The 26,891-nt window shown below is 72.7% G+C and carries 21 protein-coding genes and 1 pseudogene; 12 read left to right on the top strand and 10 right to left on the bottom strand.

Going from position 1 to position 26,891, the window contains the following annotated elements; translation table 11 throughout:
- Nucleotides 1-38: 38 nt before the first annotated feature.
- Together ACIBIW_RS12535 and ychF are read right to left on the bottom strand one after the other, a co-directional pair.
- Nucleotides 39-180: pseudogene (locus tag ACIBIW_RS12535) on the bottom strand (IS5/IS1182 family transposase); the annotation flags it as partial.
- A 255-nt stretch (nt 181-435) separates the two neighbouring features.
- A complete protein-coding gene (gene ychF, locus ACIBIW_RS12530) occupies nt 436-1,524 on the bottom strand; it encodes a redox-regulated ATPase YchF (RefSeq protein WP_399334993.1) in 1,089 nt (362 codons plus the stop codon).
- A 247-nt stretch (nt 1,525-1,771) separates the two neighbouring features.
- Between ychF and ACIBIW_RS12525 the strand changes: the two genes are divergently transcribed.
- Nucleotides 1,772-2,476: a DUF6542 domain-containing protein gene (locus ACIBIW_RS12525; protein WP_399334991.1), complete on the top strand. Its 705-nt coding sequence runs from the start codon at nt 1,772-1,774 to the stop codon at nt 2,474-2,476.
- 152 nt (nt 2,477-2,628) lie between these two features.
- Here ACIBIW_RS12525 and ppgK read toward each other — a convergent pair whose 3' ends face one another.
- Nucleotides 2,629-3,375 (bottom strand): polyphosphate--glucose phosphotransferase, encoded by a 747-nt coding sequence (gene ppgK / locus ACIBIW_RS12520; RefSeq protein WP_399334989.1) that lies wholly within the window; start codon nt 3,373-3,375, stop codon nt 2,629-2,631.
- A 45-nt stretch (nt 3,376-3,420) separates the two neighbouring features.
- Nucleotides 3,421-4,449, bottom strand: coding sequence for a 4-hydroxy-3-methylbut-2-enyl diphosphate reductase (locus tag ACIBIW_RS12515; RefSeq protein WP_399334987.1), 1,029 nt, complete (start codon nt 4,447-4,449; stop codon nt 3,421-3,423).
- Between the two features lie 159 nt (nt 4,450-4,608).
- Between ACIBIW_RS12515 and xseA the strand changes: the two genes are divergently transcribed.
- A complete protein-coding gene (xseA, locus tag ACIBIW_RS12510) occupies nt 4,609-5,895 on the top strand; it encodes an exodeoxyribonuclease VII large subunit (RefSeq protein ID WP_399334985.1) in 1,287 nt (428 codons plus the stop codon).
- A gap of 10 nt (nt 5,896-5,905) precedes the next feature.
- A complete protein-coding gene (locus tag ACIBIW_RS12505) occupies nt 5,906-6,223 on the top strand; it encodes an exodeoxyribonuclease VII small subunit (RefSeq protein ID WP_399334984.1) in 318 nt (105 codons plus the stop codon).
- A 153-nt stretch (nt 6,224-6,376) separates the two neighbouring features.
- On the opposite strand, the gene ACIBIW_RS12500 is transcribed toward ACIBIW_RS12505, so the two are convergent.
- On the bottom strand, nt 6,377-6,898 hold the full coding sequence (locus ACIBIW_RS12500; RefSeq protein WP_399335838.1) for a DUF4245 domain-containing protein: 522 nt from the start codon (nt 6,896-6,898) through the stop codon (nt 6,377-6,379).
- Between the two features lie 574 nt (nt 6,899-7,472).
- Between ACIBIW_RS12500 and glpX the strand changes: the two genes are divergently transcribed.
- Nucleotides 7,473-8,504, top strand: a complete 1,032-nt coding sequence (gene glpX / locus ACIBIW_RS12495; protein WP_399334982.1) for a class II fructose-bisphosphatase — start codon at nt 7,473-7,475, stop codon at nt 8,502-8,504.
- A gap of 121 nt (nt 8,505-8,625) precedes the next feature.
- Nucleotides 8,626-9,024 carry a DUF4345 domain-containing protein gene (locus ACIBIW_RS12490; RefSeq protein ID WP_399334980.1) on the top strand — a complete coding sequence of 133 codons (399 nt, stop codon included), beginning with the start codon at nt 8,626-8,628 and terminating at the stop codon, nt 9,022-9,024.
- 14 nt (nt 9,025-9,038) lie between these two features.
- Here the strand turns inward: ACIBIW_RS12490 and ACIBIW_RS12485 are convergent, their stop codons facing one another.
- Together ACIBIW_RS12485 and ACIBIW_RS12480 are read right to left on the bottom strand one after the other, a co-directional pair.
- Nucleotides 9,039-9,374 carry a WhiB family transcriptional regulator gene (locus tag ACIBIW_RS12485; RefSeq protein ID WP_399334978.1) on the bottom strand — a complete coding sequence of 112 codons (336 nt, stop codon included), beginning with the start codon at nt 9,372-9,374 and terminating at the stop codon, nt 9,039-9,041.
- A gap of 497 nt (nt 9,375-9,871) precedes the next feature.
- On the bottom strand, nt 9,872-10,546 hold the full coding sequence (locus ACIBIW_RS12480; protein ID WP_399334976.1) for a DUF1707 domain-containing protein: 675 nt from the start codon (nt 10,544-10,546) through the stop codon (nt 9,872-9,874).
- 205 nt (nt 10,547-10,751) lie between these two features.
- Between ACIBIW_RS12480 and ACIBIW_RS12475 the strand changes: the two genes are divergently transcribed.
- The 4 genes from ACIBIW_RS12475 to ACIBIW_RS12460 all read left to right on the top strand — a co-directional run bounded on the left by ACIBIW_RS12475 (nt 10,752) and on the right by ACIBIW_RS12460 (nt 17,489).
- On the top strand, nt 10,752-12,452 hold the full coding sequence (locus ACIBIW_RS12475; RefSeq protein WP_399334974.1) for a fumarate hydratase: 1,701 nt from the start codon (nt 10,752-10,754) through the stop codon (nt 12,450-12,452).
- A 138-nt stretch (nt 12,453-12,590) separates the two neighbouring features.
- A complete protein-coding gene (locus ACIBIW_RS12470) occupies nt 12,591-13,982 on the top strand; it encodes a class II fumarate hydratase (RefSeq protein ID WP_399334972.1) in 1,392 nt (463 codons plus the stop codon).
- Nucleotides 13,983-14,136: 154 nt separating this feature from the next.
- Nucleotides 14,137-14,823: a DUF402 domain-containing protein gene (locus tag ACIBIW_RS12465; RefSeq protein WP_399334970.1), complete on the top strand. Its 687-nt coding sequence runs from the start codon at nt 14,137-14,139 to the stop codon at nt 14,821-14,823.
- 551 nt (nt 14,824-15,374) lie between these two features.
- Nucleotides 15,375-17,489 (top strand): SpoIIE family protein phosphatase, encoded by a 2,115-nt coding sequence (locus ACIBIW_RS12460; RefSeq protein ID WP_399334968.1) that lies wholly within the window; start codon nt 15,375-15,377, stop codon nt 17,487-17,489.
- A 102-nt stretch (nt 17,490-17,591) separates the two neighbouring features.
- Here ACIBIW_RS12460 and ACIBIW_RS12455 read toward each other — a convergent pair whose 3' ends face one another.
- A complete protein-coding gene (locus tag ACIBIW_RS12455) occupies nt 17,592-19,877 on the bottom strand; it encodes a transglycosylase domain-containing protein (protein ID WP_399334966.1) in 2,286 nt (761 codons plus the stop codon).
- Between the two features lie 359 nt (nt 19,878-20,236).
- Between ACIBIW_RS12455 and ACIBIW_RS12450 the strand changes: the two genes are divergently transcribed.
- From ACIBIW_RS12450 to ACIBIW_RS12440, 3 genes are all read left to right on the top strand, one after another.
- Nucleotides 20,237-20,761 carry a PadR family transcriptional regulator gene (locus ACIBIW_RS12450; RefSeq protein WP_399334964.1) on the top strand — a complete coding sequence of 175 codons (525 nt, stop codon included), beginning with the start codon at nt 20,237-20,239 and terminating at the stop codon, nt 20,759-20,761.
- The gene (locus ACIBIW_RS12445; RefSeq protein ID WP_399334962.1) at nt 20,758-21,444 is read left to right on the top strand and encodes an ABC transporter ATP-binding protein; all 687 of its coding nucleotides are present in this window, start codon (nt 20,758-20,760) and stop codon (nt 21,442-21,444) included. The genes ACIBIW_RS12450 and ACIBIW_RS12445 overlap by 4 nt, the downstream gene beginning before the upstream one ends.
- A gap of 170 nt (nt 21,445-21,614) precedes the next feature.
- Nucleotides 21,615-23,906, top strand: a complete 2,292-nt coding sequence (locus ACIBIW_RS12440) for an FtsX-like permease family protein (protein WP_399334960.1) — start codon at nt 21,615-21,617, stop codon at nt 23,904-23,906.
- Between the two features lie 22 nt (nt 23,907-23,928).
- Here ACIBIW_RS12440 and ACIBIW_RS12435 read toward each other — a convergent pair whose 3' ends face one another.
- Together ACIBIW_RS12435 and ACIBIW_RS12430 are read right to left on the bottom strand one after the other, a co-directional pair.
- Nucleotides 23,929-25,350, bottom strand: coding sequence for an AI-2E family transporter (locus tag ACIBIW_RS12435; protein ID WP_399334958.1), 1,422 nt, complete (start codon nt 25,348-25,350; stop codon nt 23,929-23,931).
- Nucleotides 25,351-25,644: 294 nt separating this feature from the next.
- Nucleotides 25,645-26,364, bottom strand: coding sequence for a transglycosylase SLT domain-containing protein (locus ACIBIW_RS12430; protein WP_399334956.1), 720 nt, complete (start codon nt 26,362-26,364; stop codon nt 25,645-25,647).
- Nucleotides 26,365-26,891 lie beyond the last annotated feature (527 nt).

Here is a 26,891-nt window from a genome sequence, read left to right as displayed (position 1 = left end):
TCAGAGCCACCACCTGCTCATCGTCGGCGAGCAGCTTGGGCCAGGGCGAGGAGAGCCTGACGGCCGGTGGTCAGGCGCCGCCACCGGGTCCCGATCCCCCCCTCACCGCACAGCGAGTCGTCCGGTCAGGTACCGCAGGGTGCGACGGGACAGGTCGATCGACGACGGATAGACAAGCACACGAAGCTCCTGGCAGACAGCGGATCTTGGTCGCGAAACCGTCAACCAGGAGCTTCGTGTTCCATAGATCCGTCCAACACCCGACCAGCGCCATCAGGTTGGAAAAGGCTCACTGTCTGAGACCCAGCACGAGCATCTCCATCTCATCCCAGCACCATCCCAGCACGGGAAAACACTAAGGGCCCGACTCCGAAGAGTCGGACCCTCTCTGAACTGCATGTTTGCCAGATCGACGACGTGGTGATATCTCAGCGGCTACACGTTAAACCGGAACTCCACCACATCCCCGTCCCGCATCACATAGTCCTTGCCCTCCATGCGGGCCTTGCCCGCTGCTCGGGCTTCGGGTACTGAGCCTGTGGTGATCAGGTCGTCGTAGGAGATGACCTCCGCCTTGATGAAGCCCTTCTGGAAGTCCGTGTGGATGACTCCGGCGGCCTGGGGGGCCGTGGCGCCCTTCTTGATGGTCCAGGCCCTCGCCTCCTTGGGGCCCGCCGTCAGATAGGTCTGGAGGCCGAGGGTGTCGAAGCCGACGCGGGCCAGGGTGACGAGGCCCGGCTCCTCCTGGCCGACGGACTGGAGGAGTTCAAGGGCCTCGTCGTCGTCGAGTTCGGCGAGGTCGGACTCCAGCTTGGCGTTCAGGAAGATGGCCTCGGCGGGGGCGACCAGGGCGCGCTGCTCGTCCTTGAACGCCTCGTCGACCAGCTCGTCCTCGTCGACGTTGAAGACGTAGAGGAACGGCTTCGTCGTCAGCAGGTGCAGGTCGTGCAGCGGCTCGGCGCGCTCCGTGCCCTGGGCGATGCCCGCGGCGAACAGGGTCTGGCCCGCGTCCAGGATCTCCTTCGCCTCCTCGACCGCCCGCACCTGCGCCTGGAGGTCCTTCTTCACCCGGGACTCCTTCTGGAGCCTCGGCAGCACCTTCTCGATGGTCTGGAGGTCGGCGAGGATCAGCTCGGTGTTGATCGTCTCGATGTCGTCCTTCGGGGACACCCGGCCGTCCACGTGGACGACGTTCTCGTCCTTGAACGCGCGGATGACCTGGCAGATCGCGTCGGACTCGCGGATGTTCGCGAGGAACTTGTTGCCCAGGCCCTCGTTCTCGCTCGCGCCCCGCACGATGCCCGCGATGTCGACGAAGTCGACCGTGGCAGGCAGCACCCGCTGCGACGAGAACAGCTCGGCGAGCTTCCCCAGCCGGGGGTCGGGGACGCCGACCACGCCGATGTTGGGCTCGATCGTGGCGAACGGGTAGTTGGCCGCCAGCACGTCGTTCTTGGTCAGGGCGTTGAACAGGGTCGACTTGCCGACATTGGGCAGACCGACGATTCCGATCGTGAGCGACACGTTGCGACTTCCCGGATGTCTGGGGTGGCAGGATGGGCCGGCCTTGGCCGGATGAGGGGCCGTGCGGGGCCGGCGCGCGGGCGTCGGCCGATCCACCAGTCTACGGCGTGGCGCGCCCCTCCCGGCCGTGGGCGGGCGCCGCCGGTTCGAACACGGCACGGCCCCTTTGGTCGAACGCAGGGCCAAGGAAGACCAAACGGCGTGTCCAACGAGTGGTTCGGCACATCATCGCACCTAAGTTGTTCCCGTGGATCATCCCAGGACGCGTCCCCCACAGACCCGCCCGCGCCGGACCGCACCGCTGCCGCCGCAGGGCGGCCCGCCGAGGCCGGCGGCACTCCCCCCGCTCCCGAGCACCACGTCGCCGCGCCTCCGCAGGCCCGAGGCCGAGGCCCGGCCGCGGCGCCCCTCAGGGCCCCCGCCCGGCGCCGCGCGGCCCCGGGTCTCGCCGGTCGCCCCGTATGTCTCCCGGGTGGTACGGGCGCTGAAGGGGGCCCCCAACCCGCGTCTTACCGGGCTCGGCGGCGGGCTCTTCTGCGCGGCCGTGATGCTCCTCGTCGCCTGCGCCGACCGCCTCGTACTGGGCAGTTCGCCCGTGGTGTACGGGGTGGTGTTCCTGCCGGTGGCGGCGCTCAGCGCGCTCTGGGTGCGGGGCGCGGACCTGGTGGCCGCGCCCGTGACGGTGCCGATCGGTTTCGCGGTGGGGGTGCTGCCGATCTGCGGTGGCACCGGGGGCTTCGGCGGCGAGATGATCGGCCTTTTCACCTCGCTCGCCCTGCACGCGGGCTGGCTCTACGGTGGCACGCTCATCGCCGGGGTGATCGCCACCGTGCGGAAGGTGCGGCTGATGCGCCGCCGGTTCGCCGCCCGCGCCGCCGCGCCCCGCGCTCCCCGGCCACGGGGCTACGCGGAGCCGGCGCTCAGAAGCGCGGGCGGGGGACGGATGGGCTGACGGGGGCGGCGGATCGGGGCCCTCAGGTCAGCAACCCCGGGGCCGGGGCCCCCGAGCCGGGGGCGGTGGGCTCGCAGGGCCTGTGGTCGGCGGTCGGTGGCTGAGCGGCGGCGAAGGGGCCCGCTGGGCAGGAGCCTGCGGGCCTCCGTCGGCTAGCGGCGTTGGGCCGCCCGCATGGCCGCGCCGACGATGCCCGCGTTGTTCTGGAGCTGGGCCGGGACGATCTCCGCCCTGATGCCCTTGATCAGCGGGACGAACTTCTCGGCCTTGCGGCTCACGCCGCCGCCGATGATGAACAGCTCGGGCGAGAACAGCATTTCCACGTGCGCCAGGTACTTCTGGACCCGGCGGGCCCAGTGCTCCCAGCTCAGGTCGTGGTCCTCCTTGGCCTTCGACGAGGCGTGCTTCTCGGCGTCGTGGCCGTGCAGCTCCAGGTGGCCGAGTTCGGTGTTGGGGACCAGCCTGCCGTCGACGAAGAGGGCGCTGCCGATGCCGGTGCCGAACGTCAGCAGGATCACCGTGCCGCCGCGGCCCTTGCCCGCGCCGAACTCGATCTCGGCGACGCCCGCCGCGTCCGCGTCGTTCACCACCGTGACCGGCAGGCCGCCGAGGCGCTCGCCGAGCAGCTCCCTGGCGTCGGTGTCGACCCAGCTCTTGTCGACGTTCGCCGCCGTGCGCACGGTGCTGCCCGCGGTCACCACGCCGGGGAAGGTGATGCCGACGGGACCCTTCCAGCCGAAGTGCTCCACGACGTCCCGTACGCCGTCGGCCACCGTGTCGGGCTTGGCCGGACGCGGGGTCAGTACCTTGTGGCGGTCGGCCGCCAGGTCCCCGCGGTCGAGGTCCACGGGCGCGCCCTTGATGCCGGAACCGCCGATGTCCACACCGAAGATCTGCATGTCCTTACCGTACGACCCCCGTCACACGGGGTCGCGCCGGGCGGGTCAGGCGCTCTCGGCCGCCGGCCGCTCGCGCGCCTCGGCCTGCCGCTGGTCGGCCTCGGCGCGCAGGTCGCGGCGCAGCTCCTTCGGGAGCGAGAACGTGATCGACTCCTCGGCCGTCTTCACGATCTCCACGTCCTCGAAGCCGCGCTCGGACAGCCACTCCAGGACGCCCTCGACCAGGACGTCCGGCACGGAGGCGCCCGAGGTGACGCCGACCGTGGCGACCCCTTCGAGCCAGCTCTCGTCGATCTCTGACGCGTAGTCGACGAGGTGCGCGGTGCGCGCGCCCGCCTGGAGGGCGACCTCGACGAGCCGCTTGGAGTTGGAGGAGTTGCGTGAGCCGACGACGATGACCAGGTCGGCCTCCGCGCCCATCTGCTTCACCGCGATCTGGCGGTTCTGCGTGGCGTAGCAGATGTCGTCGCTCGGCGGCGAGAGGAGCTGCGGGAACTTCTCCTTGAGGGCGCCGACGGTCTCCATGGTCTCGTCCACGGACAGCGTCGTCTGGGAGAGCCAGACCACCTTCGAGGGGTCGCGGACCTCGACCTGCGCCGCCTCCTCGGGGCCGTCGACGAGGGTGATGTGCTCGGGGGCCTCGCCCGAGGTGCCGATGACCTCCTCGTGGCCCTCGTGGCCGATCAGGAGGATGTCGAAGTCCTCCTTCGCGTAGCGCACGGCCTCCCGGTGCACCTTGGTCACGAGCGGGCAGGTCGCGTCGATGGTGGCGAGGCCGCGGGCGGCCGCCTCCTCGTGCACCACGGGCGCCACGCCGTGCGCCGAGAACATGACGATGGAGCCCTCGGGGACCTCGTCGGTGCGCTCGACGAAGACGGCGCCCTTCTTCTCCAGGGTCTGGACCACGTACTTGTTGTGGACGATCTCATGGCGTACGTACACCGGGGCGCCGTACTGTTCGAGGGCCTTCTCGACGGCGATCACCGCACGGTCCACCCCCGCGCAGTAGCCACGGGGGGCTGCGAGGAGAACGCGGCGGACGCGGCGGGCTGGCGTGGCTGTCATGGCATCCATCGTAAGGGTGAGCCCCCGGCGGTTGTGATCCCCTCTTCGGGCGGGTTTCACGAGCTGCCGACGGCAAAGGCGGGCGCGGGCGCGTATGGCCGCGAAACGGCGGGTCCTGGCGGGTCCCGGGCCCGGGGCGCTGTCGGTGGCGGCGGTTACGCTCGCGGCATGGCTGTGAACACGTCCGTGGACGCCCCGCTGCCGGTCGGCCAGGTCTCCAGGATGATCGGGGGCTGGATCGGCAGGCTCGGCGCGATCTGGGTGGAGGGGCAGATCACCCAGCTCTCGCGGCGCCCGGGCGCGGGCGTCGTCTTCCTGACCCTGCGCGACCCGTCGCACGACATCTCGGTGGGCGTCACCTGCTACCGGCAGGTGTTCGACTCGGTCGCGGACGTCGTCGCCGAGGGCGCCAGGGTCGTCGTGTACGCGAAGCCGGAGTGGTACGCGCCGCGCGGCCAGCTCTCGCTGCGCGCGGCGGAGATACGGCCCGTGGGCATGGGCGAGCTGCTCGCCCGCCTTGAGCGGCTGAAGAAGTCACTGGCCGCCGAGGGGCTGTTCGCGCCCGAGCGCAAGCGGGCGCTGCCGTTCCTGCCGCAGCTCGTGGGCCTGGTCTGCGGGCGCGCCTCGGCCGCGGAGCGCGACGTGCTGGAGAACGCGCGCCACCGCTGGCCCGCGGTGCGCTTCGAGGTGCGCAACGTCCCGGTGCAGGGCGTGCACGCGGTGCCCGAGGTGGTGCGGGCGGTCAAGCAGCTCGACGCGCTCGACGAGGTCGACGTGATCATCGTGGCGCGCGGCGGCGGCAGCGTGGAGGACCTGCTGCCGTTCTCCGACGAGCAGTTGGTCCGCACGGTGGCGGGCTGCGGTACACCCGTGGTGTCCGCCATCGGGCACGAGCCCGACCAGCCGCTGCTCGACCTGGTGGCCGACCTGCGCGCGTCCACGCCGACCGACGCGGCCAAGAAGGTCGTGCCCGACGTCGGCGAGGAGCACGAGCGGGTGCTGTGGCTGCGGGATCGCGCGCGGCGCACCGTGGAGGCGCTGGTGGAGCGCGAGGAGCGGGGTCTCGCGCACGCGCTCGCGCGGCCCTCGATACAGGACCCGTACCGGATGGTCGGGGAGCGCGAGGAGCAGGTGGGCACGCTGGTGGAGCGGGCGAGACGCACCGTGGGCCATCTGCTCGACCGGGCCGACTCCGAGCTGTCGCACACCCGCGCGCGGGTGCTCGCCCTCTCGCCCGCCGCGACGCTCAAGCGCGGCTACGCGGTCCTCCAGCGCGAGGACGGCCGCGCGGTGCGTGCGGCCCGTGAGGTGGCGGCGGGCGAGCCGCTGCACGCGCGGGTCGCCGAGGGCGACTTCACGGTGCGGGTGGTTGAGCGGGGGGAAGAGCGGGGGCAGGGGGAGAGGGAGGCGGCGGGCGGCGGCGCCGGGGAAGTCGACGAGAGCGGGGATTCCTAGAGTGGGCGGCATGAGCGAGGGTGTGGGTACGGACGGGGCGGCGCTCGGGTACGAGCAGGCGCGGGACGAGTTGATCGACGTGGTACGGCGGCTGGAGACCGGGGGGACCTCGCTTGAGGAGTCGCTCGCGCTGTGGGAGCGCGGCGAGGAGCTGGCGCGGGTGTGCCGCCGCTGGCTCGATGGCGCGCGCGCCAGGCTCGACCGGGCGCTCGCCGAGGGCGACGCGGAGGACGACGGAGAGGACGACGGGTCGCGCGGCGAGGGGCGGGGCGGCGGGGACGGTGACGAGGCCGAGGGCGGGCCCGGTGGCGGGGAGGAAGCCGAGTAGCGGGGCCGGGGGGCAGGCGGCCGGGGGCGCGTGGCGGGGCCCGGCATGCGCGAGGCCCCCGGCAGGGCAGCCCGCCGGGGGCCTCGCGCATACGTCGGGGCCGCGACGTCACCGCCTCTGGACGCCGGGCCGCGCGCCAAGGATGTCATGAACTCAGGGGCTCGCCGAACCGGCCGGGTCCGCCGCTTCTGCCTTCAGCGCCCCCGCCATCTCGGCCAGCCGCTGGAACGACGCCGTGCCCGTGACCACGGTCGTCGCCTTCTTCCCCGGCAGCACGAGGGCGTCGTACTTGGCGCCCTCGTAGCGCCGCCAGACCTGGTCGCCGATGCGCTGGGTGGCATCCGTGCGCCTGGCGCCCTGGGAGACGTCCTCGACGAAGGACGCGGGGTCCTCGGTGGACTGCTCCACGGCCACGTACTCGCCCTTCGGGTCTTGGAAGCCGAGGTGCCAGGTGTCGTCCTCGGCGCCGTCGTAGCGGACCACGGTGGGCTTCCAGGCGTGCGGCAGTCCCTCAGGGGCGGCCACGGGGTACGGGGCGGCGCGGCGCGCGGTCAGCAGCTCCACGCTGTAGTCGATCCGCTTGACCGGGGGCTCGTGGTCGTCGTGCGGGATGAACAGGTAGACGACGAAGGCGACGATGAGGATGGCGCCGAGGGACAGCACCATGTCGAACACCCGGTTGCCGCTGCGCTTGCGGCCGTTGGAGGCGGCGGGGGCGCCTTCGGCGCTGCGCGGCGCCGGGATGTCCGTCGGCGGGGCCTGGGGCGGGACGGAGGGGCCGGGGGCGGTGGGGTCGGCGGGAGTGTCAGGGGTACCCGGGGTGTCGGGCTTGCCCGTGGCGTCGGGCTCATCCGAACCGGCGGGGGTGCCGGGAGTCTTCTCGGCGGTGGCCCGTCCCGTCGTTTCGGCCGTTTCGGCCGTTTCGGTTTCTTCGGCGGGGCCTGCCGCCTCAGTCGCCTCCGCGGGCTCGGAGCGTGCGGCGGGGGCCGCGCGCGGGGGCTCCTGACCCGCCCCCGGGGTGTCGGCGCCCGTGGATGCGGGCGTCCGCGCCGCCGCGCCGTCCGTTTTGTCGTCGGTCCCGCTGTCCGTACCAGCCACGTACCCATCGTCCCAGGCGCCCGATCGCGCCATGTGACCGGCCCCGCGTCTCTTGTGGCGCTCATTCGTGGGGAAGTCCGCTCATAATGTTGGTATGCGGTGGGAGTCGGGTGACTCCTTCCGGCCGTCGTCGTACAGGAAGGTGCGCCCGATGACCGACCACCATCTCCCGTCGGAGCTTGAGGTTTCCCCCGAAGCTCCCGACCGCAATCTCGCGCTCGAACTCGTCAGGGTCACTGAGGCGGCGGCGATGGCCGCCGGCCGCTGGGTGGGGCGCGGCGACAAGAACGGCGCCGACGGGGCCGCGGTGCGGGCCATGCGGGCCCTGGTCTCGACCGTGTCGATGAACGGCGTGGTGGTGATCGGCGAGGGCGAGAAGGACGAGGCGCCCATGCTGTTCAACGGGGAGCGGGTGGGCGACGGCACCGGCGCCGAGTGCGACATCGCGGTCGACCCCATCGACGGCACCACGCTGGCCGCGAAGGGCATGCCGAACGCGGTGGCGGTGCTGGCCGCGGCCGACCGGGGCACCATGTTCGACCCGTCGGCGGTCTTCTACATGGACAAGCTGGTCACGGGGCCCGATGCGGCCGACAGCGTGGACATCGAGGCGCCGGTCGCGGAGAACGTCCGCGCGGTGGCGAAGGCGAAGCGCTCCACGCCCGAGGACGTCACCGTCGTCATCCTGGACCGGCCGCGGCACGACGGGATCATCAGGGAGGTGCGGGAGACCGGGGCCCGTATCAAGCTCATCTCCGACGGCGACGTGGCGGGCTCGGTGCTCGCGGTGCGCGAGGGCAGCGGCGTCGACCTGCTGCTGGGGATCGGGGGGACGCCCGAGGGGATCATCTCGGCGTGCGCGATCAAGTGCCTGGGCGGGGTGATCCAGGGCAAGCTGTGGCCGAAGGACGCGGCCGAGCGGCAGCGGGCGCTGGACGCGGGGCACGACCTGGACCGGGTGCTCGGCACGGACGACCTGGTGTCGGGCGAGAACGTCTTCTTCGTCGCCACCGGCATCACCGACGGGGAGCTGCTGCCCGGGGTGGGCTACCGCCCCGAGACCGCCACGACGTCGTCGCTGGTGATGCGGTCGAAGTCGGGCACCATCCGGCAGATCGACTCCACGCACCGGCTCGCCAAGCTGCGCGCCTACAGCACCATCGACTTCGACCGGGCGAAGTGAGGCGGTGACCGCGAGCCGCCCCACTCTCTGAAGTGCCGTTCCGGCGGGGGTGTCCGGCCGGGGCGTCGGGGGCCGTCCGTAGGGTGGCGTGGAGCGACTGGAGCGACGAGAGGGGTGGCGGATGGCCACGTTCCTGAAGCGTTTCGCGAGGGCGACCGGTGTGTCCTGTACGGCGATCGGCGTCTGCCACGCGGCCTACGGGGTGCGATCCGTGCCGGGCGCCGTGGACGCGAACACGACGGTGGACTCGCGTGAGCGCTTCTACGGCGCGATGTTCGCCGCCTACGGCCTGGCCTGGATCGCCGCCGCCCGCAGGTCGCCCGTGCCCGCGCCCGCGGTACGGGCGCTGGCCGGGGCCATGGCGCTCGGCGGTGTGGGGCGCGCGGTGTCGCTGGCCGACAGGGGCGGCCCGCACTGGTTCCAGAACGTGCTGACCGCCGTCGAGTTCGCCGTGCCCGCGGCCTTCCTCGCGCTCGCGGGGAGCGACGAGAGGGCCGTCGCGGAGGGTGCGGGGAGCTGAGGGGGCGCCGGGTGTCAGGCCGCGGGGACGCGGCGCCTGCGGCGGGCGAGAACCACCCTGCGCTCGGCGGCGGTGAGCCCGCCCCAGACCCCGTACGGCTCGGGCTGGAGCAGGGCGTGCTCGCGGCACTCGACCATGACGGGGCAGCGCGCGCAGACCCGCTTCGCGGCGTCCTCGCGTGACAGCCGGGCCGCGGTGGGCTCCTTGGACGGCGCGAAGAACAGGCCCGCCTCGTCGCGTCGGCAGACCGCCTCCGTATGCCAGGGCGTGTCCTGGTCCCGGCCTCCCGCGGGCGTTCGCTGAGCGGGAACGGCGACGACCTGCACGGACTGGCGCGGAGTTTGCAGCACGGTCTACTCCTGACGACGGCTTCGCGAGCGAGCGACGATGCAGCAAGGTCTACCCGCTGTACGCGGGCCTAAGCGTTGCGTTGGGGCCCACGCCGGTTCTCAGCCAGGCGCGTTGGGGAGCACACGCGCGCTACGGGAGCCGCCCCCCGAGGCCCGAAGCCCCCTCCCGGGCGGGCCCTCAGGGCACCCGGCGCGGCACCGCACGGCGAGGCCGGAGCGAATGATTCCGGCCACCCGGAGGGGCCGTGAGCGCCCGGGGGGCGATGCGTGGCAGAGGGGGCGGCAGGGCACCGGCGGGTGGCACACGAGCGGGGCGCGGTGGGCGCCACCGGCGGGACGCGGTGGGGCGCCACAGGTGAGGCGCGGGCAAGGCGCGCGGGCGGGGACGCCGCGCAGGGGGCGGCGGCTGGGGCGGGCTCGTCGAAGTGGTCGTGCGGCCGGGGCAGGGCCCGTACGGCGCCGGGGCGGCGGGTGCGTGGACGGGGCGCCGGGGCTGCTCAGAGGTCGAAGCGCTTGCGGAGCATGTCCCTGAGGTCGCTGATGACGCGGCCGCGGCGCGGCTTGGCCTCGATGTTGCCGAGCACGGTGACGCCGTCGACGAAGACGACGGGCGCCTCGGGCTCCGCGGAGTCGAGCACGTCGACCTTGAAGTTGCCGAGGACGCCGATGCCGTTGCCGCGCAGCGACACGTTCTCCGGCACCCGGATCTCGACGTTGCCGAACACCGCGTACGCCTTGATGGTCACGTGCTGGTACTCGAAGAGGGCCTCGCTGAGGTCGAGCGAGACGGTGCCGAAGATCGCGTACACCCGGGAGCTGCGGGCCACCCGCCAGCGGCCCTTGCGCTGGGTGGTGCTGAGGACGGCGACCATGGTCTCCTCCGGCGCCACGGGCCCCGAGGGCGCGGGGGGCTCGTACGCGCCGGGGCGTGCGCGCGTGGGGCGCTCGGCGGCGGGGGCCGGCAGGTCGGCGACGTACGGCTCTATCTCCCCGAAGGTCTTGGCGCGGTAGACGCCCTCGACCCGCTCGGAGTGCTCCTCCGCCGTGAGCCGCCCCTCGGACAGCGCCTCGCGCAGGATGTCGGCGGCACGGTCCCGGTCGGCGTCCGAAGCCCTGAGGCCGGTGGCGGGCGCTTGGGTCTGGGCTTGCTCGGGGCGCTTTTGGAGGTCCACGGCAGCAGCGTACCGAAACGCGATAGATCGCGACTACCCCCTGGGGGCGGAAGGCGGGCGGGGACGCCGGGCCGGGGGCGGGGCCCGGCGGGGCGTGCGCGGGGGCGGATTACGCTGAGCGGGGCCGTCCGCGTCGGCCGCGCCCCGTGTCCCTGCTGGGGTCCGCAGGGTCCGCCCCGTCTTCGCCGAGTGAGGTATGGCCGCAATGCCAGAGTTCCAGTACTCCGATCTGCTTCCCACGGGTCCCGACACCACGCCGTACCGGCTGGTGACGTCCGAGGGGGTCAGCACCTTCGAGGCCGGGGGGCGCACGTTCCTCAAGGTCGGGCCCGAGGCGCTGCGGAGGCTGGCGGAGGAGGCGATCCACGACATCCAGCACTATCTGCGCCCGGCGCACCTCGCCCAACTGCGCCGCATCGTGGACGACCCCGAGGCGTCGTCGAACGACAAGTTCGTCGCGCTCGACCTGCTGAAGAACGCCAACATCGCGGCGGCCGGGGTGCTGCCGATGTGCCAGGACACCGGCACCGCGATCGTGATGGGCAAGCGGGGGCAGGGCGTGCTCACCGAGGGCGGGGACGAGCGGGCGCTGTCGCACGGCGTCTACGACGCGTACACCCGGCTGAACCTGCGTTACTCGCAGATGGCGCCGCTGACGATGTGGGACGAGAAGAACACCGGCTCCAACCTGCCGGCCCAGGTCGAGTTGTACGCAACGGACGGCGACGCGTACAAGTTCCTGTTCATGGCGAAGGGCGGCGGCTCGGCCAACAAGTCGTTTCTGTACCAGGAGACGAAGGCGGTGCTGAACGAGCCGGCCATGATGCGGTTCCTTGAGGAGAAGATCCGTTCGCTCGGCACCGCGGCCTGCCCGCCGTACCACCTGGCGATCGTGGTGGGCGGCACCAGCGCCGAGTTCGCGCTGAAGACGGCGAAGTACGCGTCCGCGCACTACCTCGACGAGCTGCCGGCCGAGGGCTCGCCGGCCGGCAACGGCTTCCGGGACCGCGACCTGGAGGAGAAGGTCTTCGAGCTGACGCAGAAGATCGGGATCGGGGCGCAGTTCGGCGGCAAGTACTTCTGCCACGACGTGCGGGTGGTACGGCTGCCGCGGCACGGCGCGTCCTGTCCGGTCGCGATCGCGGTGTCCTGCTCAGCCGACCGGCAGGCGCTGGCGAAGATCACCGCGGAGGGCGTCTTCCTTGAGCAGTTGGAGACCGATCCCGCGCGGTTCCTTCCGGAGACGACCGACGCGCATCTGGGTACGGACGCGGAGGGCGCGGAGAGCGATGTCGTACGGGTCGACCTGCGCCGACCCATGGACGAGATCCTTGCGGAGCTGACCAGGTACCCGGTCAAGACCCGGCTGTCGCTGACCGGGCCGCTGGTCGTCGCGCGCGACATCGCACACGCCAAGATCAAGGAACGGCTCGACGCGGGCGAGGAGATGCCGCAGTACCTCAAGGACCACCCCGTGTACTACGCGGGGCCCGCGAAGACCCCCGAGGGGTACGCGTCCGGCTCCTTCGGGCCGACGACCGCGGGGCGCATGGACTCGTACGTGGCGCAGTTCCAGGCGGCCGGGGGCTCCAAGGTGATGCTCGCGAAGGGCAACAGGTCGGGGCAGGTCACCCGGGCCTGCGAGGAGCACGGGGGCTTCTACCTGGGCTCCATCGGGGGGCCCGCGGCGCGGCTCGCGCAGGACTGCATCAAGAAGGTGGAGGTCGTCGAGTACGAGGAGCTGGGGATGGAGGCGGTGTGGAAGATCGAGGTGGAGGACTTTCCGGCGTTCGTCGTCGTCGACGACAAGGGCAATGATTTCTTTGCCGCGCCGACGTCCGAGCCTACGTTCACGAGTATTCCGGTTCGGGGTGGTACGGGCGGCGGGAGCCGGGGGGTGGGCTGAGGGTTCGGGGGTTCCCCGGGTCCAGCCCCAGCCCCAGCCCCCGGGAACACATTTCGCCACTCCCGTGCTGAAACGTGAAACGTACCGGCTTCCGGGTACGCGGCCGGGGCCGAAGAGCGATGTGGGAGGAAACGGGTCATGGGTGAGGGTGGGTTTCGGGTCGAGCACGACTCGATGGGGGAGGTCAGGGTGCCCGCGGACGCGAAATGGCGGGCGCAGACCCAGCGTGCCGTCGAGAACTTCCCGATCTCGGGCCAGCGCCTGGAGCGCGCCCACATCGAGGCACTGGCGCGGATCAAGGCCGCGGCGGCGCGGGTGAACGCGCGGCTCGGCGTGCTGGACGCGGACATCGCGCGGGCGGTCGAGGAGGCCGCCGCCGAGGTCGCCGAGGGGCGCTGGGACGCGCACTTCCCCGTGGACGTGTTCCAGACCGGTTCAGGCACCTCGTCGAACATGAACACCAACGAGGTGCTCGCCACCCTCGCCACCGAGCGCCTGGGCCGCCCCGTCCACCCGAACGACCATGTGAACGCGTCGCAGAGCTCCAACGACGTGTTCCCCTCCAGCATCCACATCGCCGCCACCGCCGCCGTCACCGGCGACCTGGTCCCGGCGCTCGGCCACCTCGCGGAGGCGCTCGAACGCAAGGCGGCCGAGTTCTCCGACGTGGTGAAGTCCGGGCGCACCCATCTCATGGACGCCACCCCGGTCACCCTCGGCCAGGAGTTCGGCGGCTACGCGGCCCAGGTCAGGCACGGTGTGGAACGGCTCGAAGCGGCGCTGCCCCGGCTCGCCGAGCTGCCACTCGGCGGCACCGCGGTGGGCACCGGGATCAACACACCGGCCGGGTTCTCCGCCGCGGTGATCGAGGAGGTGGCCGCGGCGACCGGGCTGCCGCTGACCGAGGCGCGCGACCACTTCGAGGCCCAGGGCGCGCGTGACGCGCTCGTGGAGACCTCGGGCCAGCTCCGTACCGTCGCGGTCTCCCTCACCAAGATCGCCAACGATCTGCGGTGGATGGCGTCGGGACCGCGCACCGGGCTCGCCGAGATCAACCTGCCGGACCTCCAGCCCGGCTCCTCGATCATGCCGGGCAAGGTCAACCCGGTGCTTCCCGAGGCGGTGCTCCAGGTCGCGGCGCAGGTCACAGGCAATGACGCCGCGGTGGCCGCGGCAGGCGCCGCGGGCAACTTCGAGCTGAACGTGATGCTCCCGGTGATCGCCAGGAACCTGCTGGAGTCGGTGCGGCTGCTCGCCGCCGTCGTACGGCTGCTCGCCGACCGCACCGTCGACGGCATCACCGCCAACGTGGAGCGCGCCAGGGAGTACGCCGAGTCCTCGCCCTCCGTGGTCACCCCGCTGAACAAGTACCTCGGCTACGAGGAGGCGGCCAAGGTCGCCAAGAAGTCGCTCGCCGAGCGGAAGACGATCCGCGAGGTGGTGCTCGAATCGGGCTACGTGGAGCGCGGCGACCTCACGGAGGCCCAGCTCGACGAGGCCCTCGACGTGCTGCGGATGACCCACCCCTGAGCCCGCGCCCGCGCTGCCTGGACGCCCGTCCCCGTAGCCCCCGCACCGCCCTCCGAGGGCCGCCCCGGCAAACCGGCAGAACCCCACCGGCGCCCCGCGCTCCTGGCGCACCTGGCGCCGCGGGCCCGCCGGGGTGACCACCTACTATTCGTTCATGAAGGACGACGTGACACCGGCCCGCGCGGGGGACAGCGGCGGGCGCTGGGCGCCCGGCACCCACATCCTGTGGCGCTACCGCGAGAACGGCGGCACGGGCGTGCACATCTGCCGCCCCGTCACCGTCGTGCGCGACACCGCCGAGCTGCTGGCGGTGTGGATGGCCCCCGGCACGCCCTGTGTCAGGCCGGTGCTCGCCGACGGCACACCCGTGCACCGGGAGCCGCTGGTCACGCGCTACCGCAAGCCGCGCACGGTGTGCACGGTCCCCTGGGCGGGCACAGGACTGCTCAAGCTGGCCAGACCTGGCGACCCGTGGTCGGTGTGGCTGTTCTGGGAGCAGGGCTGGCGGTTCAAGAACTGGTACGTGAACCTGGAGGAGCCCCGGCTGCGATGGTCGGGCGGGGTGGACTCCGAGGACCACTTCCTGGACATCTCGGTGCTCCCCGACCGTAGCTGGAGCTGGCTCGACGAGGACGAGTTCGAGGCGGCGCAGACGGCGGGTCTGATGGGCCGGGAGAAGGCCGCGGCGGTGCGCGAGGCGGGCCGCGCCGCACTCGAACTGATCACCGAGTGGGGACCCCCGTTCTCGGGGGGCTGGGAGGATTTCCGGCCTGATCCCTCCTGGACGATTCCGTCGCTTCCGGACGACTGGGGCCGGGCTCCCGGGGGTGCGGCTCCATGAGACTCTTGCAAGGCCCCCGTGGTGCGCCCGTAGGATCGTGTGGTTCCGCGGCGGCGGGCAGTGGCAACTCCTTTGGTCCACGCGAGTCCTGACACGACGTCATCGAGGAGCGTCAGTAACGTGCGAGGGTGGCGAGCGGTTCCCCGAGCGCGGCGGCCGGTCAACGCGGGTAACCCCGCGGCCGGGAACCGCCGAAGCCACCGCGGCGTTGTGTGGCGCCCGCCCTGCCGGTCACGGCGGGAGCGGCACGGCCCGGATGCGTCCCCGGCGGCCTGGAGCGCATCGGACGGGGTTTCGATTCCGTTCCCCGGGCCGCCAATGCGGGTATCGGGTCTCCGGCGGGACGAGTCGCGCCCCGGCGCGCCCCGTAAGGACCGCGCGGGGAGCGGCGCCCCCGCCACGGCACACTCCCCCAGCACCCCCAGACCGACCCGCGCAGTACCCGAACGCCAGCAGCACTTCGGCCGGCGCGCCAGAAACCGCGTGACGCACCTGGTGACGCATGGACGGCGCGCGCGGCGCGCGGCCCCGGACGGACGGATTCGACACGCGTGACGGAGCATCCCACCTCCCCTGAGGGGCGGCGGCCCGAGGCCGCGCGCCCGCCGCAGCCCGCGGACCCCCGCGGGGTACCGCTGAGCGCCCCGGAGGCGCCGCGGGCCCCGAGACCCGGCATGCCGCCCGCGCAGCCCGTCGCCGCCGCCCAGGGCGGCGAGCACAGCCAGTCGCCCGCCGAGGAGACCACCGGGCCGAGGGCCCGTCCGGCGCCCGCCATGGAGGCGGGCGGCGGCTCCTGGCGCCCCGAGCCAGGCGCTGAGCACTCGGGGGCCGCCGCGGACCCGTATCTGGCCGCCGCGGCGGGCGCCGACGCGGGGCGGCTCGTGCCGCACCCGGCGAGCGGCGGCGCGCCGCACGGGGCGCTGCTGCGCGACGGCGACCGGCTGCGGTTCGTGGGCGCGGCGACCCGGCGCATCGCGCGCGGCATGGACCTCGACGAGATCGTGATGGGCCTGTGCCGGGCGACCGTGCCGACGTTCTCCGACGCGATCCTGGTCTATCTGCGCGACCCGCTGCCGGTGGGCGACGAGCGGCCCGCGGGCCCCATGGTGCTGCGGCTGCGCCGCTCCGACCGGCTGCGGCCGCTCGACAACGGCACGGACGGCGCGGAGCTGGGCGCCGACCCGCTCGACCCGACAGGTGGTCCGCTGCTGCCGCCGCCCGCGCCCGAGCCGGAGTTCGTGGTCGCGGGCGAGCTGTGCGAGGTGCAGCCGGGCGGCGCGCTCGCCGAGGTGCTGCGCGGGGTGCGCCCGGTCTTCACGGACGCGCCCGCGGCGCTGGCCGCGCTGCCGGAACTGCTGGGCGGCAGTGGTGGTGTGCCCTCGGGCAGGCGGGCCATCCTGGCGCCGCTGCGGGGCAGGCGCCGGGTGATCGGTGCGGCACTGTTCCTGCGCGGTCCCGAGCGGCCCGTGTTCGAGAGTGACGACCTGCTGGTCGCGGCGCAGCTCGCGACGCACAGCGCCCTCGGTATCGACAAGGCCATGCTGTACGGGCGCGAGGCGTACATCGCGGACGAGTTGCAGCGCACCATGCTCCCCGAGACGATGCCGCGGCCCACCGGGGTCAGGCTGGCCTCGCGCTATCTGCCGGCGGCGGAGACCGCGCGGGTCGGCGGCGACTGGTACGACGCGATCCCGCTGCCGGGCAGCAGGGTGGCGCTGGTCGTCGGGGATGTCATGGGGCACTCGATGACCTCGGCGGCGATCATGGGCCAACTGCGGACCATGGCGCAGACCCTCGCGGGCCTCGACCTGCCGCCAGAGGAGGTGCTGCACCACCTGGACGAGCAGGCCCAGCGGCTCGGCGCCGACCGCATGGCGACCTGCATCTACGCGGTGTACGACCCGGTGTCGCACCGCATCACCGTCGCCAACGCGGGCCATCCGCCGCCGGTGCTGCTGCACCTGGGCGGCAGGGCCGAGGTGCTGCGGGTGCCGCCGGGGGCGCCGATCGGGGTCGGCGGTGTCGACTTCGAGGCGGTGGACCTGGACGCGCCCGCGGGCGCCACACTGCTGCTGTACACCGACGGCCTTGTGGAGTCCCGGCTGCGGGACGTGTGGACGGGCATCGAGCAGTTGCGGGAGCGGCTGGCCGCGACCGCGCAGCTCACCGGGCCCGACCACGCGCCGCCCCTTGAGGCGCTGTGCGACGAGGTGCTCGACATGCTGGGCCCCGGCGACCGCGACGACGACATCGCGCTGCTCGCCGCCCGCTTCGACGGGATCGCGCCGAGCGACGTGGCGTACTGGTTCCTCGACCCGGAGACGGCGGCGCCCGGCAGGGCGCGGCGCCTGGTGCGCAGCGCGCTCGCCCGCTGGGGCCTCGACGACCTGGTGGACTCGATGGAGCTGCTGGTCAGCGAGGTGGTGACAAACGCGGTCCGGTACGCGTCACGGCCGATCACGCTGCGGCTGCTCCGTACCGACGTACTGCGCTGCGAGGTCGGCGACGACGTGCCGCAGTTGCCCCGGCTGCGGCAGGCACGCGCCACCGACGAGGGCGGGCGCGGCCTGTACCTGGTCAACCGGCTGACCAGGCGGTGGGGCGCGACCCGGCTCAGCACGGGCAAGGTCGTGTGGTTCGAGGTGCCGACCAACGGGACGACCTGAGCGACGCCGCGCCGACGCCGCCCCGACGTCCCGGGGCCCGGCCCCGGCTTCCGACGCCGGCCCCCGCGCCCGCGGGCCCAGGCCGTGGCCGGGAGCCGGAGGCTAGAAGCCGAGGTTCCGCGGCGGCGGCACCCCCGGGCTCGTGGAGGGGCCGCCGGTCGGGTCGCCCGGCGGGTCCTCGCTTGTCGGGGGCGACTCGGGGCCGCCAGGTCCTCCGGGGTCGCCGCCCGGCGGTGACTCGGGTCCCGTGGGGTCGTCGGAGGGCGGCTGCTGGCTCGAAGGCGGCGGGCTGGAAGGCCCGTCGGACGGCTCGTCGCTCTCGCCGGTGCCGTCGCCCGGGTCCCGGGTCTGCCGGGCCGGCGGGTCGGACACCCCGGCGCCCTTGTCGGTGTCCAGGTCGAAGCGGCTCGGCTCGCCCATGGCGTCGAAGGTGTACGCGGCCCAGATCTGCGCGGGGAAGCTGCCGCCGTCGACCCTGGGCAGGCCGCCCGCGCCCTTCATCGGGACCTGGGCGCCGCGCTTGACCACCTTGCCGTCGTCGCCCTTGGTGTCCTTCGCGGCCTCGCCGAACAGGCCGACGGAGGTGACCAGGTCGGGCGTGTAGCCGGTGAACCAGGCCGACTTGTTGTCGTCGGAGGTGCCGGTCTTGCCCGCGACCCGCTGCACGGGGCTGCGTACCGCGGAGCCGGTGCCGTCGTCGACGACGCCGGTCAGCACCGAGGTGACCGAGTCCGCCGCCGCCCTGCTGACGACCTGGTCGCCGGGGCTTTTCGGCAGGTCCACCGGGGCGCCCTGGCTGGTGGCCGACTTGACGATGTGCGGGGTGACCCGCTTGCCGTGGTTGTCGAGGGTGGCGTACACCCCGGCCATCTCCAGCGGGCTCGCGCCCATGGAGCCGAGGGTCTGGGCGGGCACCACGGGCAGCCCGTCGACGTCCATGCCGAGCTTGCCCGCGGTCTTCATCACCTCGTCCATGCCGACGTCCACGCCCATCTGCGCGAAGACGGCGTTGATGGACTTGTTCATGGCCCGCTGCACGGTGACGGGGCCGTAGTCGACGTCGTCCTCGTTGGGCGGCGCGAAGGGGATGTCGCTGCCCTTGACGGCGCGTTTGCTGGTGCCGTCGTAGACGGTGTCGGCGTTGATGGGGACGCCGTCCTGGGTCTTGGCGTCCTGGTCGAGGGCGGCGGCGAGGATCAGCGGCTTGAAGGTGGACGCGGGCTGGTAGTCGCGGCGGGTGGCGTTGGACGTCCAGTGGTCGGTGAGACTGGTGCCGCCGTAGAGGGCGACCACGTCGCCGTTCTTCGGGTCCACCGAGACCGCCCCGGCCTGTACGTCGGCGTCGACGGCGCGCTGCTTCGGGGCGAGCCGGCTGCGCAGCTTCTGCTTGACCGCGCCCTCAAGCTCCTTCTCCTTCTTCTTGTCGATGGTGAGCGTGACCGTCCAGCCGCCGGCCTCGAACTCGGCGTCGGATATCCCCTTCTCCTTCTCCACCTCCGCCTTGGCGGCCTGGACGAAGTAGCCCTCCTGGCCCTGGAGTCCGTCGGCGGCCTTGGGGGAGCCGGGGACGGGGAACTTGAGCCCGCCGCGCTCGGCCGCGCCGAGCCAGTGCTCGTCGACCATGTTGTCCAGGACGTAGTTCCAGCGGGCGGTGACGAGTTTCTTGCCGCTGTCGGTGGCCTGCGTCCAGTCGTACTGGCTGGGGGCCTGGAGCAGCGCGGCGAGGTAGGCGCCCTCGGCGACGTCGAGGCGGCGGGCGTCCTTGCCGTAGTACGCCTGCGCCGCGGCCTGGATGCCGTACGCGCCGCGGCCGTAGTAACTGGTGTTCATATAGCCCTGGAGGATGTCGTCCTTGGACTTCTCGCGGTCCACCTTCAGGGAGATGACCAGTTCCTTGAGCTTGCGGGTGACCGTCTGGTCCTGGTCGAGGTAGTAGTTCTTGACGTACTGCTGGGTGATCGTCGAACCGCCCTGCCTGCCGCGCCCTGTGACGGTGTTGAACAGGCCGCGGGCGGTGCCCTTGAAGTCGACGCCCTGGTCCTTGTAGAAGGACTTGTTCTCCGCGGCCACGAAGGCGTGCTGGACGTCCTTGGGGACTTCGGAGAGGTCGACGTTCTCCCTGTTGACCTTTCCGGTACGGGCCATGACCGTGCCGTCGCTGTACTTGAACACGTTGCTCTGGAGCTGCGCTTGCGCATTGCCCTCCGGCACGCTGACGACCAGGTACAGCACCACGAAGGCGCCGATGACCAGCAGGCAGAGGCCGAAGAAGGCGCCGAGGATCTTCTTCCAGGTGAAGAAGCGGCGTATGCCGCGCCGGGGGGCGCGGCCCGGCGCCACCCGGCGGCCACCGTGCCCCCCTGCTCGTCGCTCGTCCGCTCGTCCCATGGCTGTGCCGCTCCGCCCTGTCCTCGGTGTCCGTGGCCGTGTCCGTCGACGCAGGTGCGGGCGCGGTCAGTTCAGAAAGCTAACACCGCACGCCGGGACAAAGGGCCGCCGATCCGGCCTTTTGGGGCGTGACAATCAGCACCCGCCTCAATGGAACCGACGTGCGGGGGCCGCGGAAGGTTGCCCCGGGGACCGGGGCAGGGGCCGCCGCCCGCGCGGGTCCGCGTGCCGCCGCCGCGGAGGCGGGGCGGAGGCGGGGCGGCGGTCCCGCCGGGGTTCCGGCAGGTCCCATCGGGTCTCCACGAGTTCCCCCGGGCAGGTATACACAGCACGTATACATGGTGTGTATAGTGCTCGGCATGTCCATTGGCCACACACTCCTGGGGCTGCTCGAATCCGGGCCGCGCCACGGTTACGACCTCAAGCGCGCCTTCGACGAGAAGTTCGGGCACGACCGTCCGCTGCACTACGGGCAGGTCTACTCGACGATGTCGAGGCTGCTGAAGAACGGCCTCGTCGAGGTCGACGGCGTCGAGTCGGGCGGCGGCCCCGAGCGCAAGCGGTACGCCATCACCGACGCCGGCATCACCGACGTCGAGGAGTGGCTGGCCACCCCGGAGAGACCGGAGCCGTACCTCCAGTCGACCCTCTACACCAAGGTCGTGCTCGCGCTCCTCACCGGCAGGGACGCGGCCGACGTCCTCGACACCCAGCGCGCGGCGCACCTGCGCACGATGCGCACCCTCACCGAGCGCAAGCGCGGCGGCGACCTGGCCGACCAGCTCATCTGCGACCACGCGCTCTTCCACCTCGAAGCCGACCTGCGGTGGCTCGAACTCACCGCGGCCCGGCTCGCCAAGCTCGCCAAGGAGGTCACCTCATGATCCCCACGGGAGCGCTGCTCGCCGCCGAGGACCTGCACAAGACCTACGGTGCCACGACCGCACTCGACGGCGCCTCGTTCGCCATCCACCCCGGCGAGGTCGTCGCCGTCATGGGGCCCTCGGGCTCGGGCAAGTCGACCCTGCTGCACTGCCTGGCCGGGATCGTCACGCCCGACGCGGGCACCATCACGTACGACGGCCGTGAGCTGTCGTCCATGAGCGACTCGCGGCGCAGCGCGCTGCGGCGCGGCGAGTTCGGCTTCGTGTTCCAGTTCGGCCAGCTCGTGCCGGAGTTGAGCGCGGTGGAGAACGTGGCGCTGCCGCTGCGGCTCGGCGGCACCGGGCGCAGGCCGGCCGAGTCCGCGGCGCGCGGCTGGCTGGAGAAGCTGGAGGTCGACGATGTGGCGGGGCGCCGTCCCGGTGAGCTGTCGGGCGGTCAGGGCCAGCGGGTCGCGGTGGCGCGGGCGCTGGTCACCGGGCCCCGGGTGCTCTTCGCCGACGAGCCGACGGGCGCGCTCGACTCCCTCAACGGGGAGCGCGTGATGGAGCTGCTGACCGACGCGGCGCGCTCGGCGGGCAGCGCGGTCGTCCTCGTCACGCACGAGCCGCGGGTCGCGGCCTACTCGGACCGGGAGATCGTCGTCAGGGACGGCAAGTCGCGGGACATGGAGCGAGTCGGATGAGCGACCCCACGCCCAACGGCCCCACACGCGACGGCCCCACACCCGACGGCCCCGCATCCGGCGCCTCCGCATCCGACACACCCTCACCCGGCGGCCGCACGCCCGGTGGCCCCGCATCCGGCGCCACGGCGCCCGGCGGTGTCCGGCGCTCCTGGGCGCACGATCTCGCCATGGGCCTCAGGTTCGCGTTCGCCGGGGGCCGGGAGAGCTGGGTCCGTACGGCGCTGACCGGCGTCGGCGTCGGCATCGGTGTGGCGCTGCTGCTGATCACCACGGCGATCCCGACCGGGCTCGGACACCGGCACGACCGCGAACGCGCCCGGGACGACTGGTCGATCTCCGCCGCCCACAAGTCCGACAGCTCCCTGCTCGTGGCGGACGCGGGCACCAGCTTCCACGGCGAGGACGTACGGGGCCGCCTGCTGGAGCCCGAGGGGGCGCACGCGGCGCTGCCGCCCGGCGTGCGGGCGATGCCGGCGCCGGGGCAGATGGTGGTCTCCCCCGCCCTTGCCGACCTGCTGAAGTCCGACGGCGGCGCCTTGCTGCGGGACCGGCTGCCGTACCGGATCACCGGCACCATCGAGGACTCCGGCCTGGTCGGCCCCTCCGAACTCGCCTACTACGCGGGCGCCGACCACATCAAGGCCACAGAACACGCGGGCAGTGTCCGGCGGATCGACTCGTTCGGCTCCCCCGCACAGCACGAGGCGGCCGACCCCATCCTGCTGCTCCTTGTGATGATCATGTTCGTGGCGCTGCTGATGCCGGTGGGCGTGTTCCTCGCGGCGGCGGTCAGGTTCGGCGGCGAGCAGCGCGACCGCAGGCTCGCGGCGCTCCGGCTGGTCGGCGCCGACGCCCTGATGACACGGCGGATCGCGGCGGGCGAGGCGCTCGCCGGGTCGCTGCTCGGGCTGCTGGTGGGCGCCGGGCTCTTCTTCGTCGGGAGATCGCTCGCGGGCCGGGCGGTGGTGATCGACGTCAGTGTCTTCCCCTCCGACCTGACCCCGGTGCCTGGGCTCGTCGCGCTGGTGGCGGTGGCGGTGCCGCTGTCCGCGATCGGGGTGACGCTGTTCGCCATGCGGCGCGTGGTGATCGAGCCGCTGGGCGTGGTGCGCACCGCGAAGCCCCCGCGGCGGCGGCTGTGGTGGCGGCTGCTGCTGCCGCTCGGCGGTCTCGCGCTGCTGTACCCGATGGTCGGCCAGAGCCGCGCCAACCCCGACTTCAACGAGTGGATGGTCATCAGCGGCACCGTGCTGCTGCTCGTCGGGATCACCGCGCTGCTGCCGTGGGTGGTCGAGACGGCGGTGTCGCGGCTCGGCGGGGGCGGCGTCCCCTGGCAGCTCGCGGTGCGCAGGCTCCAGGTGGGCGGCGGCTCCGCGACCCGGATGGTCAACGGCATCGCGGTGGCGGTCGCCGGGGCCATCGCCCTCCAGATGCTCTTCTCCGGCGTCCAGGGCGACTACGTCCGCAGGACGGGCAACGACGTGAGCCGGGCCCAACTGTCCGTCGGCCTCGCCCTCGGCACCTCCCCCGAGGCCGCCGACGCGGCCGTGCGCGGCACCGAGGGCGTGGCCAGGACCATCTCGGTCGGCCAGACCACCCTGACCAACACCGACTCGGGGAAGGAGGCGGACGCGTACCTCCAGTTCACCGTGGGCGGCTGCGCGGCGCTGCGCGAGGTCGCGAGGATCGGCTCGTGCCACGAGGGCGACGTGTTCGCGATCGACGACGCCCCGTACGACCAGGACACGGAGGTCTACGCCCGTACCGGCGCGACCCTGTACACCGACCCGGGTGCCGACGGTGTCGACGCTCGCGCGACGGCGTGGAAGCTGCCCGAGGTGGGCACGGCAGGCACCCGGGAGGACCCCACGGGCAACGACTCGCGTGGCCTGCTCGCCACCCCGTCCGCCGTGCCCGACGCCGTGAAGGCCATGCTGGGCCCGCAGATGTACATCGGCCTCGACCGTTCCGTGCCGGACGCGGAGGAGCACGCGCGCAACGCCGTGGCGCACGTCGACGCGCTCGCCGACGTCCAGGCCCTGGACTCGACGGAGCAGGCGCGCTCCTTCACCTCGCTGCGCACCGGGCTCCTCGTCGGCGCGGTCTGTGTGCTGGCGCTGATCGGGGCGAGCCTGCTGGTGTCCCAGCTCGAACAGTTGCGGGAGCGGCGCAGGCTGCTGTCCGCGCTGGTCGCCTTCGGCACCCGGCGCCGCACGCTCGGCCTCTCGGTGCTGTGGCAGACCGCGATCCCGGTCGCACTCGGCCTGCTGCTGGCGACGGGGACCGGGCTGCTGCTCGGCACGGTGCTGTTGAAGATGGTCGGCGCGACGCTGTCGGTGGCGTGGTCGGACGTCGCCCGGATGGTGGGCGCGGGCGCGGCGGTGGTCCTGGGGGTGACGGCGCTCGCGCTGCCGCCGCTGGCCCGGATGCTGCGGCCGGACGGGCTGCGGACGGAGTAGGGGTGGGCGCGGGCGGGGCCGGTCAGCCGGTCTCGCCCGCGCCGCCGCCGGGCGTCGGTACCGCGTCCGCGCCCGCGGCGGGGTCGGCCGGGGCGACGGGCGGGATCGGGACGGCGGGAGTGACGGTGACGGCCGGGCCCTTGTCGCCGGTGTGCGGTACGGCGATCTGTCCCGCCGCGTTCTTGCGGGAGTACGCCCGCAGGAATCCGACCACGGTGTTGGTGACCGCGACGAGCGGCACCGCGACGACCGCGCCGCCGATCCCGGCGACGAGGCCGCCGGCGGCGACCGAGAGCACCACGGCGAGCGGGTGCACCCGCACCGCGCGGCCCAGGATGAACGGTTGCAGGATATGGCCCTCGATCTGCTGCACGGCGAGCACGACGACCAGCACCATCACGGCCGTGAACACGCCCTGGGTGACGAGCGCGACGACGACGGCGAGCGCGCCCGACACGACGGCGCCGACCAGCGGGATGAACGCGAACAGGAAGATGAACACGGCCAGCGGCACCGCCATCGGCACGCCGAGGAAGAAGATGCCGAGCCCGATGAAGATCGCGTCGATCAGCGCGACGATGACGGTGCCGCGCACATACGCGGTCAGGGTGCGCCAGGCGCGCGGCCCGGCCCCCGCGAGTCCCGGCCTGGCCTGGGAGGGGACGAGCTTGAGCGTCCACTCCCAGATCCGGCGGCCGTCGTAGAGGAGGAACAGGGTGGAGAACATCGTCAGGAGGATGCCGGTGAGGGCCTCCACGATGACGGTGACGCCCTCGATGCCCTTGGACGTGATCTCGTCGGTATTGGCCCCGACGGCGTCGCGCAGGCTCTTGGCGATGTCGTTGATCTGGTCCTCGGTCACATGGAACGGGCTGTTCAGCAGCCAGCGCCGCAACTCGTCGATGCCGCCCTGGACCTGGGTGGAGAGGTTGTCGAGGTTCTCCAGCACCTGCCAGACGACGAACCAGCCGACGAGGCCCATGATGACGAAGCCGGAGATCGCGGTGAGCGCGGTGGCGACGCCGCGGGGCAGCCCGAGCCGCTTGAGGCGGGCGACGGTCGGCTGGAGCAGCGCGGTGATCAGCAGCGCGGCGACGAACGCCAGTACCACGAGGCGCACGGCGCTGATGACGCGCATGAGGACGTACAGGGTGCCGGCGAGGATCAGCAGCCGCCATGCGGCCTCGGCCGCGACCCGTACCCCCCAGGGCACGGCGGCCGCCGGGTCGGGCTTGGACGGTATCGCGGGCGCGTAGGCGGGCGGCGGGGGTACGTGGTCGGCCACTTCGGCCATGCCGCCCCCGGCGGCCCCGGTCTCGGACTCGCCCGGGAGGTGGTGCTCGGCCTCCTCCTTCTCGGCGGCCGCCTTGCGCTCGCTGAGCTTCTCGCCCATCCGGGAAAGGCCGCCGCCCAGTTGGCCGACCCAGCTCCGCACTCCCGCCATCGCCCGTCCCTCTCCCCGTGGTCTCCCGGGTGTCCCCCGCGTCGTCCCCGCTGCCCGCGTGTACCCCTGCCGCGGTCGCCGCAGTCGTGTCGCGCGCGGCGGCGGTCCCGGTACGCCCCGAAGACTGCCCCCGAAGCACGCGGAAGAACCTACACGCCGACCGCCCCCCACCGTAGGACGGCGGGGGGCGGTGCGGGGTTGAGCGGGAGGGCGGGCGGCCTCGGGACGGTGCGTCGCGGGGCGGGCCCCCGGCCGCGCCCGGCCCCCGTGTGCTGCGGGGCCGGGCGGGTCCGGTCAGTAGAAGTTGTTGGCCTGCCAGAAGGACCAGGCGCCGCAGGGACTGTCGTACCTGCCGTTCATGTAGCTGAGGCCCCACTTGATCTGGGTGGCGGGGTTGGTCCTCCAGTCGGCACCGGCCGAGGCCATCTTGGTGCCGGGCAGCGCCTGTACGAGGCCGTAGGCGCCGGAGGAGGCGTTGGTGGCCTGGTAGTTCCACCCGGACTCGCGGGTGACGATGTTGCTGAAGCACTGGAACTGGTCCGCGGGGACCATCTGGCGCGCGATGGCCTGGACCTGGGCGACGCTGTACGAGCTCTGTGCGCTGAAGCTGGACGCGTCCCGCACGCTGTCGCGGCTGGCGGCCTCCTTCTGCTCCTCGCGCTCCTTCGCCTCCTGCTCGGCCTTGTCCTTGGCGGCCTGCTGCTTGGCGACGGCGGTCTTGGCCGCCTCCACGCGCGCCGATTCCTCGGCCGACTTCTTCGCGGCGGCGTCGGCGGCCATCGCCTGCGCGTCCGCCTGCTGCGACACGGCCTCGGTCTGGACCTGGGCCTGGGTTCCCGCGGGGATGTCGGCGAGCAGTGTGGAGTCGTCCGCCGTTGCCTCGAAGTCGTCCCCAGGCGTCGGAGTGTTGCCCGAGGCAACGCCCACGACTGCGCCGACGGTGGTGACCGCGGTGGCGGATGCCACGGCGAATCCCCGGACCGAAATCCGGCTCACACGGTGTCCTTCCAGCATCGCCCGCTTCAGCAGACCCTCACGGACGCGATCGTGCCCCTGACACTGGCCTCCCCACAATCGGGTCACGGGAGGCGCGGGCCCGGCGGCGGCCTCCCCTGGGGGGAGTTCACCGCATGGTGCTTCGGGCGGCATACGACGGTCGCTGTGAAGTTTTCGGTGTGTGCAAGGGGCCACCCCCACAGGTGCGGGGACCACTCGCGACGTACAAGTGCCGTATGCGGGGCCTGACAGGACCCAGACTCTGCCGCAGCGGGACGCCGCACCGCAATTCCGCGTTGAGTGTGAAAGCTCACACCCCGATCGGCTCAAGAGTTTTCGGCAAGCGATCGCCCATGGGGAGACCGCCCCGCTAAGCTGTTCGGCTTTTCGGGGCGGCCCGCTCCTGCCTCGCCCGATACGCCCGGCCTTGACGGCCTTTCCGTAACCGGCCGGGCGGGCTCCAGCCCTGCTCGGGCGGAAATCCGGCGAAAGGTGTCAACAGAAGTGGAAAACGGTCCGCCCGTACGCAGTAATGCCGTACTCCG

The sequence above is a fragment of the Streptomyces sp. NPDC050560 genome (genome assembly GCF_044457285.1).
Taxonomy (GTDB): Bacteria; Actinomycetota; Actinomycetes; order Streptomycetales; family Streptomycetaceae; genus Streptomyces.
Note: the sequence above shows the minus strand (reverse complement) of the source record. Positions and strands in the feature narration are given on the sequence as shown.

Coding starts and splice junctions, on each gene's coding strand:
- ppgK (WP_399334989.1), bottom strand. CDS start 3,375: ATGCAGATCTTCGGTGTGGACATCGGCGGTTCCGGCATCAAGGGCGCG.
- ACIBIW_RS12515 (WP_399334987.1), bottom strand. CDS start 4,449: ATGGATGCCATGACAGCCACGCCAGCCCGCCGCGTCCGCCGCGTTCTC.
- xseA (WP_399334985.1), top strand. CDS start 4,609: ATGGCTGTGAACACGTCCGTGGACGCCCCGCTGCCGGTCGGCCAGGTC.
- ACIBIW_RS12505 (WP_399334984.1), top strand. CDS start 5,906: ATGAGCGAGGGTGTGGGTACGGACGGGGCGGCGCTCGGGTACGAGCAG.
- glpX (WP_399334982.1), top strand. CDS start 7,473: ATGACCGACCACCATCTCCCGTCGGAGCTTGAGGTTTCCCCCGAAGCT.
- ACIBIW_RS12490 (WP_399334980.1), top strand. CDS start 8,626: ATGGCCACGTTCCTGAAGCGTTTCGCGAGGGCGACCGGTGTGTCCTGT.
- ACIBIW_RS12475 (WP_399334974.1), top strand. CDS start 10,752: ATGCCAGAGTTCCAGTACTCCGATCTGCTTCCCACGGGTCCCGACACC.
- ACIBIW_RS12470 (WP_399334972.1), top strand. CDS start 12,591: ATGGGTGAGGGTGGGTTTCGGGTCGAGCACGACTCGATGGGGGAGGTC.
- ACIBIW_RS12465 (WP_399334970.1), top strand. CDS start 14,137: ATGAAGGACGACGTGACACCGGCCCGCGCGGGGGACAGCGGCGGGCGC.
- ACIBIW_RS12455 (WP_399334966.1), bottom strand. CDS start 19,877: ATGGGACGAGCGGACGAGCGACGAGCAGGGGGGCACGGTGGCCGCCGG.
- ACIBIW_RS12450 (WP_399334964.1), top strand. CDS start 20,237: ATGTCCATTGGCCACACACTCCTGGGGCTGCTCGAATCCGGGCCGCGC.
- ACIBIW_RS12445 (WP_399334962.1), top strand. CDS start 20,758: ATGATCCCCACGGGAGCGCTGCTCGCCGCCGAGGACCTGCACAAGACC.
- ACIBIW_RS12440 (WP_399334960.1), top strand. CDS start 21,615: ATGGGCCTCAGGTTCGCGTTCGCCGGGGGCCGGGAGAGCTGGGTCCGT.
- ACIBIW_RS12435 (WP_399334958.1), bottom strand. CDS start 25,350: ATGGCGGGAGTGCGGAGCTGGGTCGGCCAACTGGGCGGCGGCCTTTCC.
- ACIBIW_RS12430 (WP_399334956.1), bottom strand. CDS start 26,364: ATGCTGGAAGGACACCGTGTGAGCCGGATTTCGGTCCGGGGATTCGCC.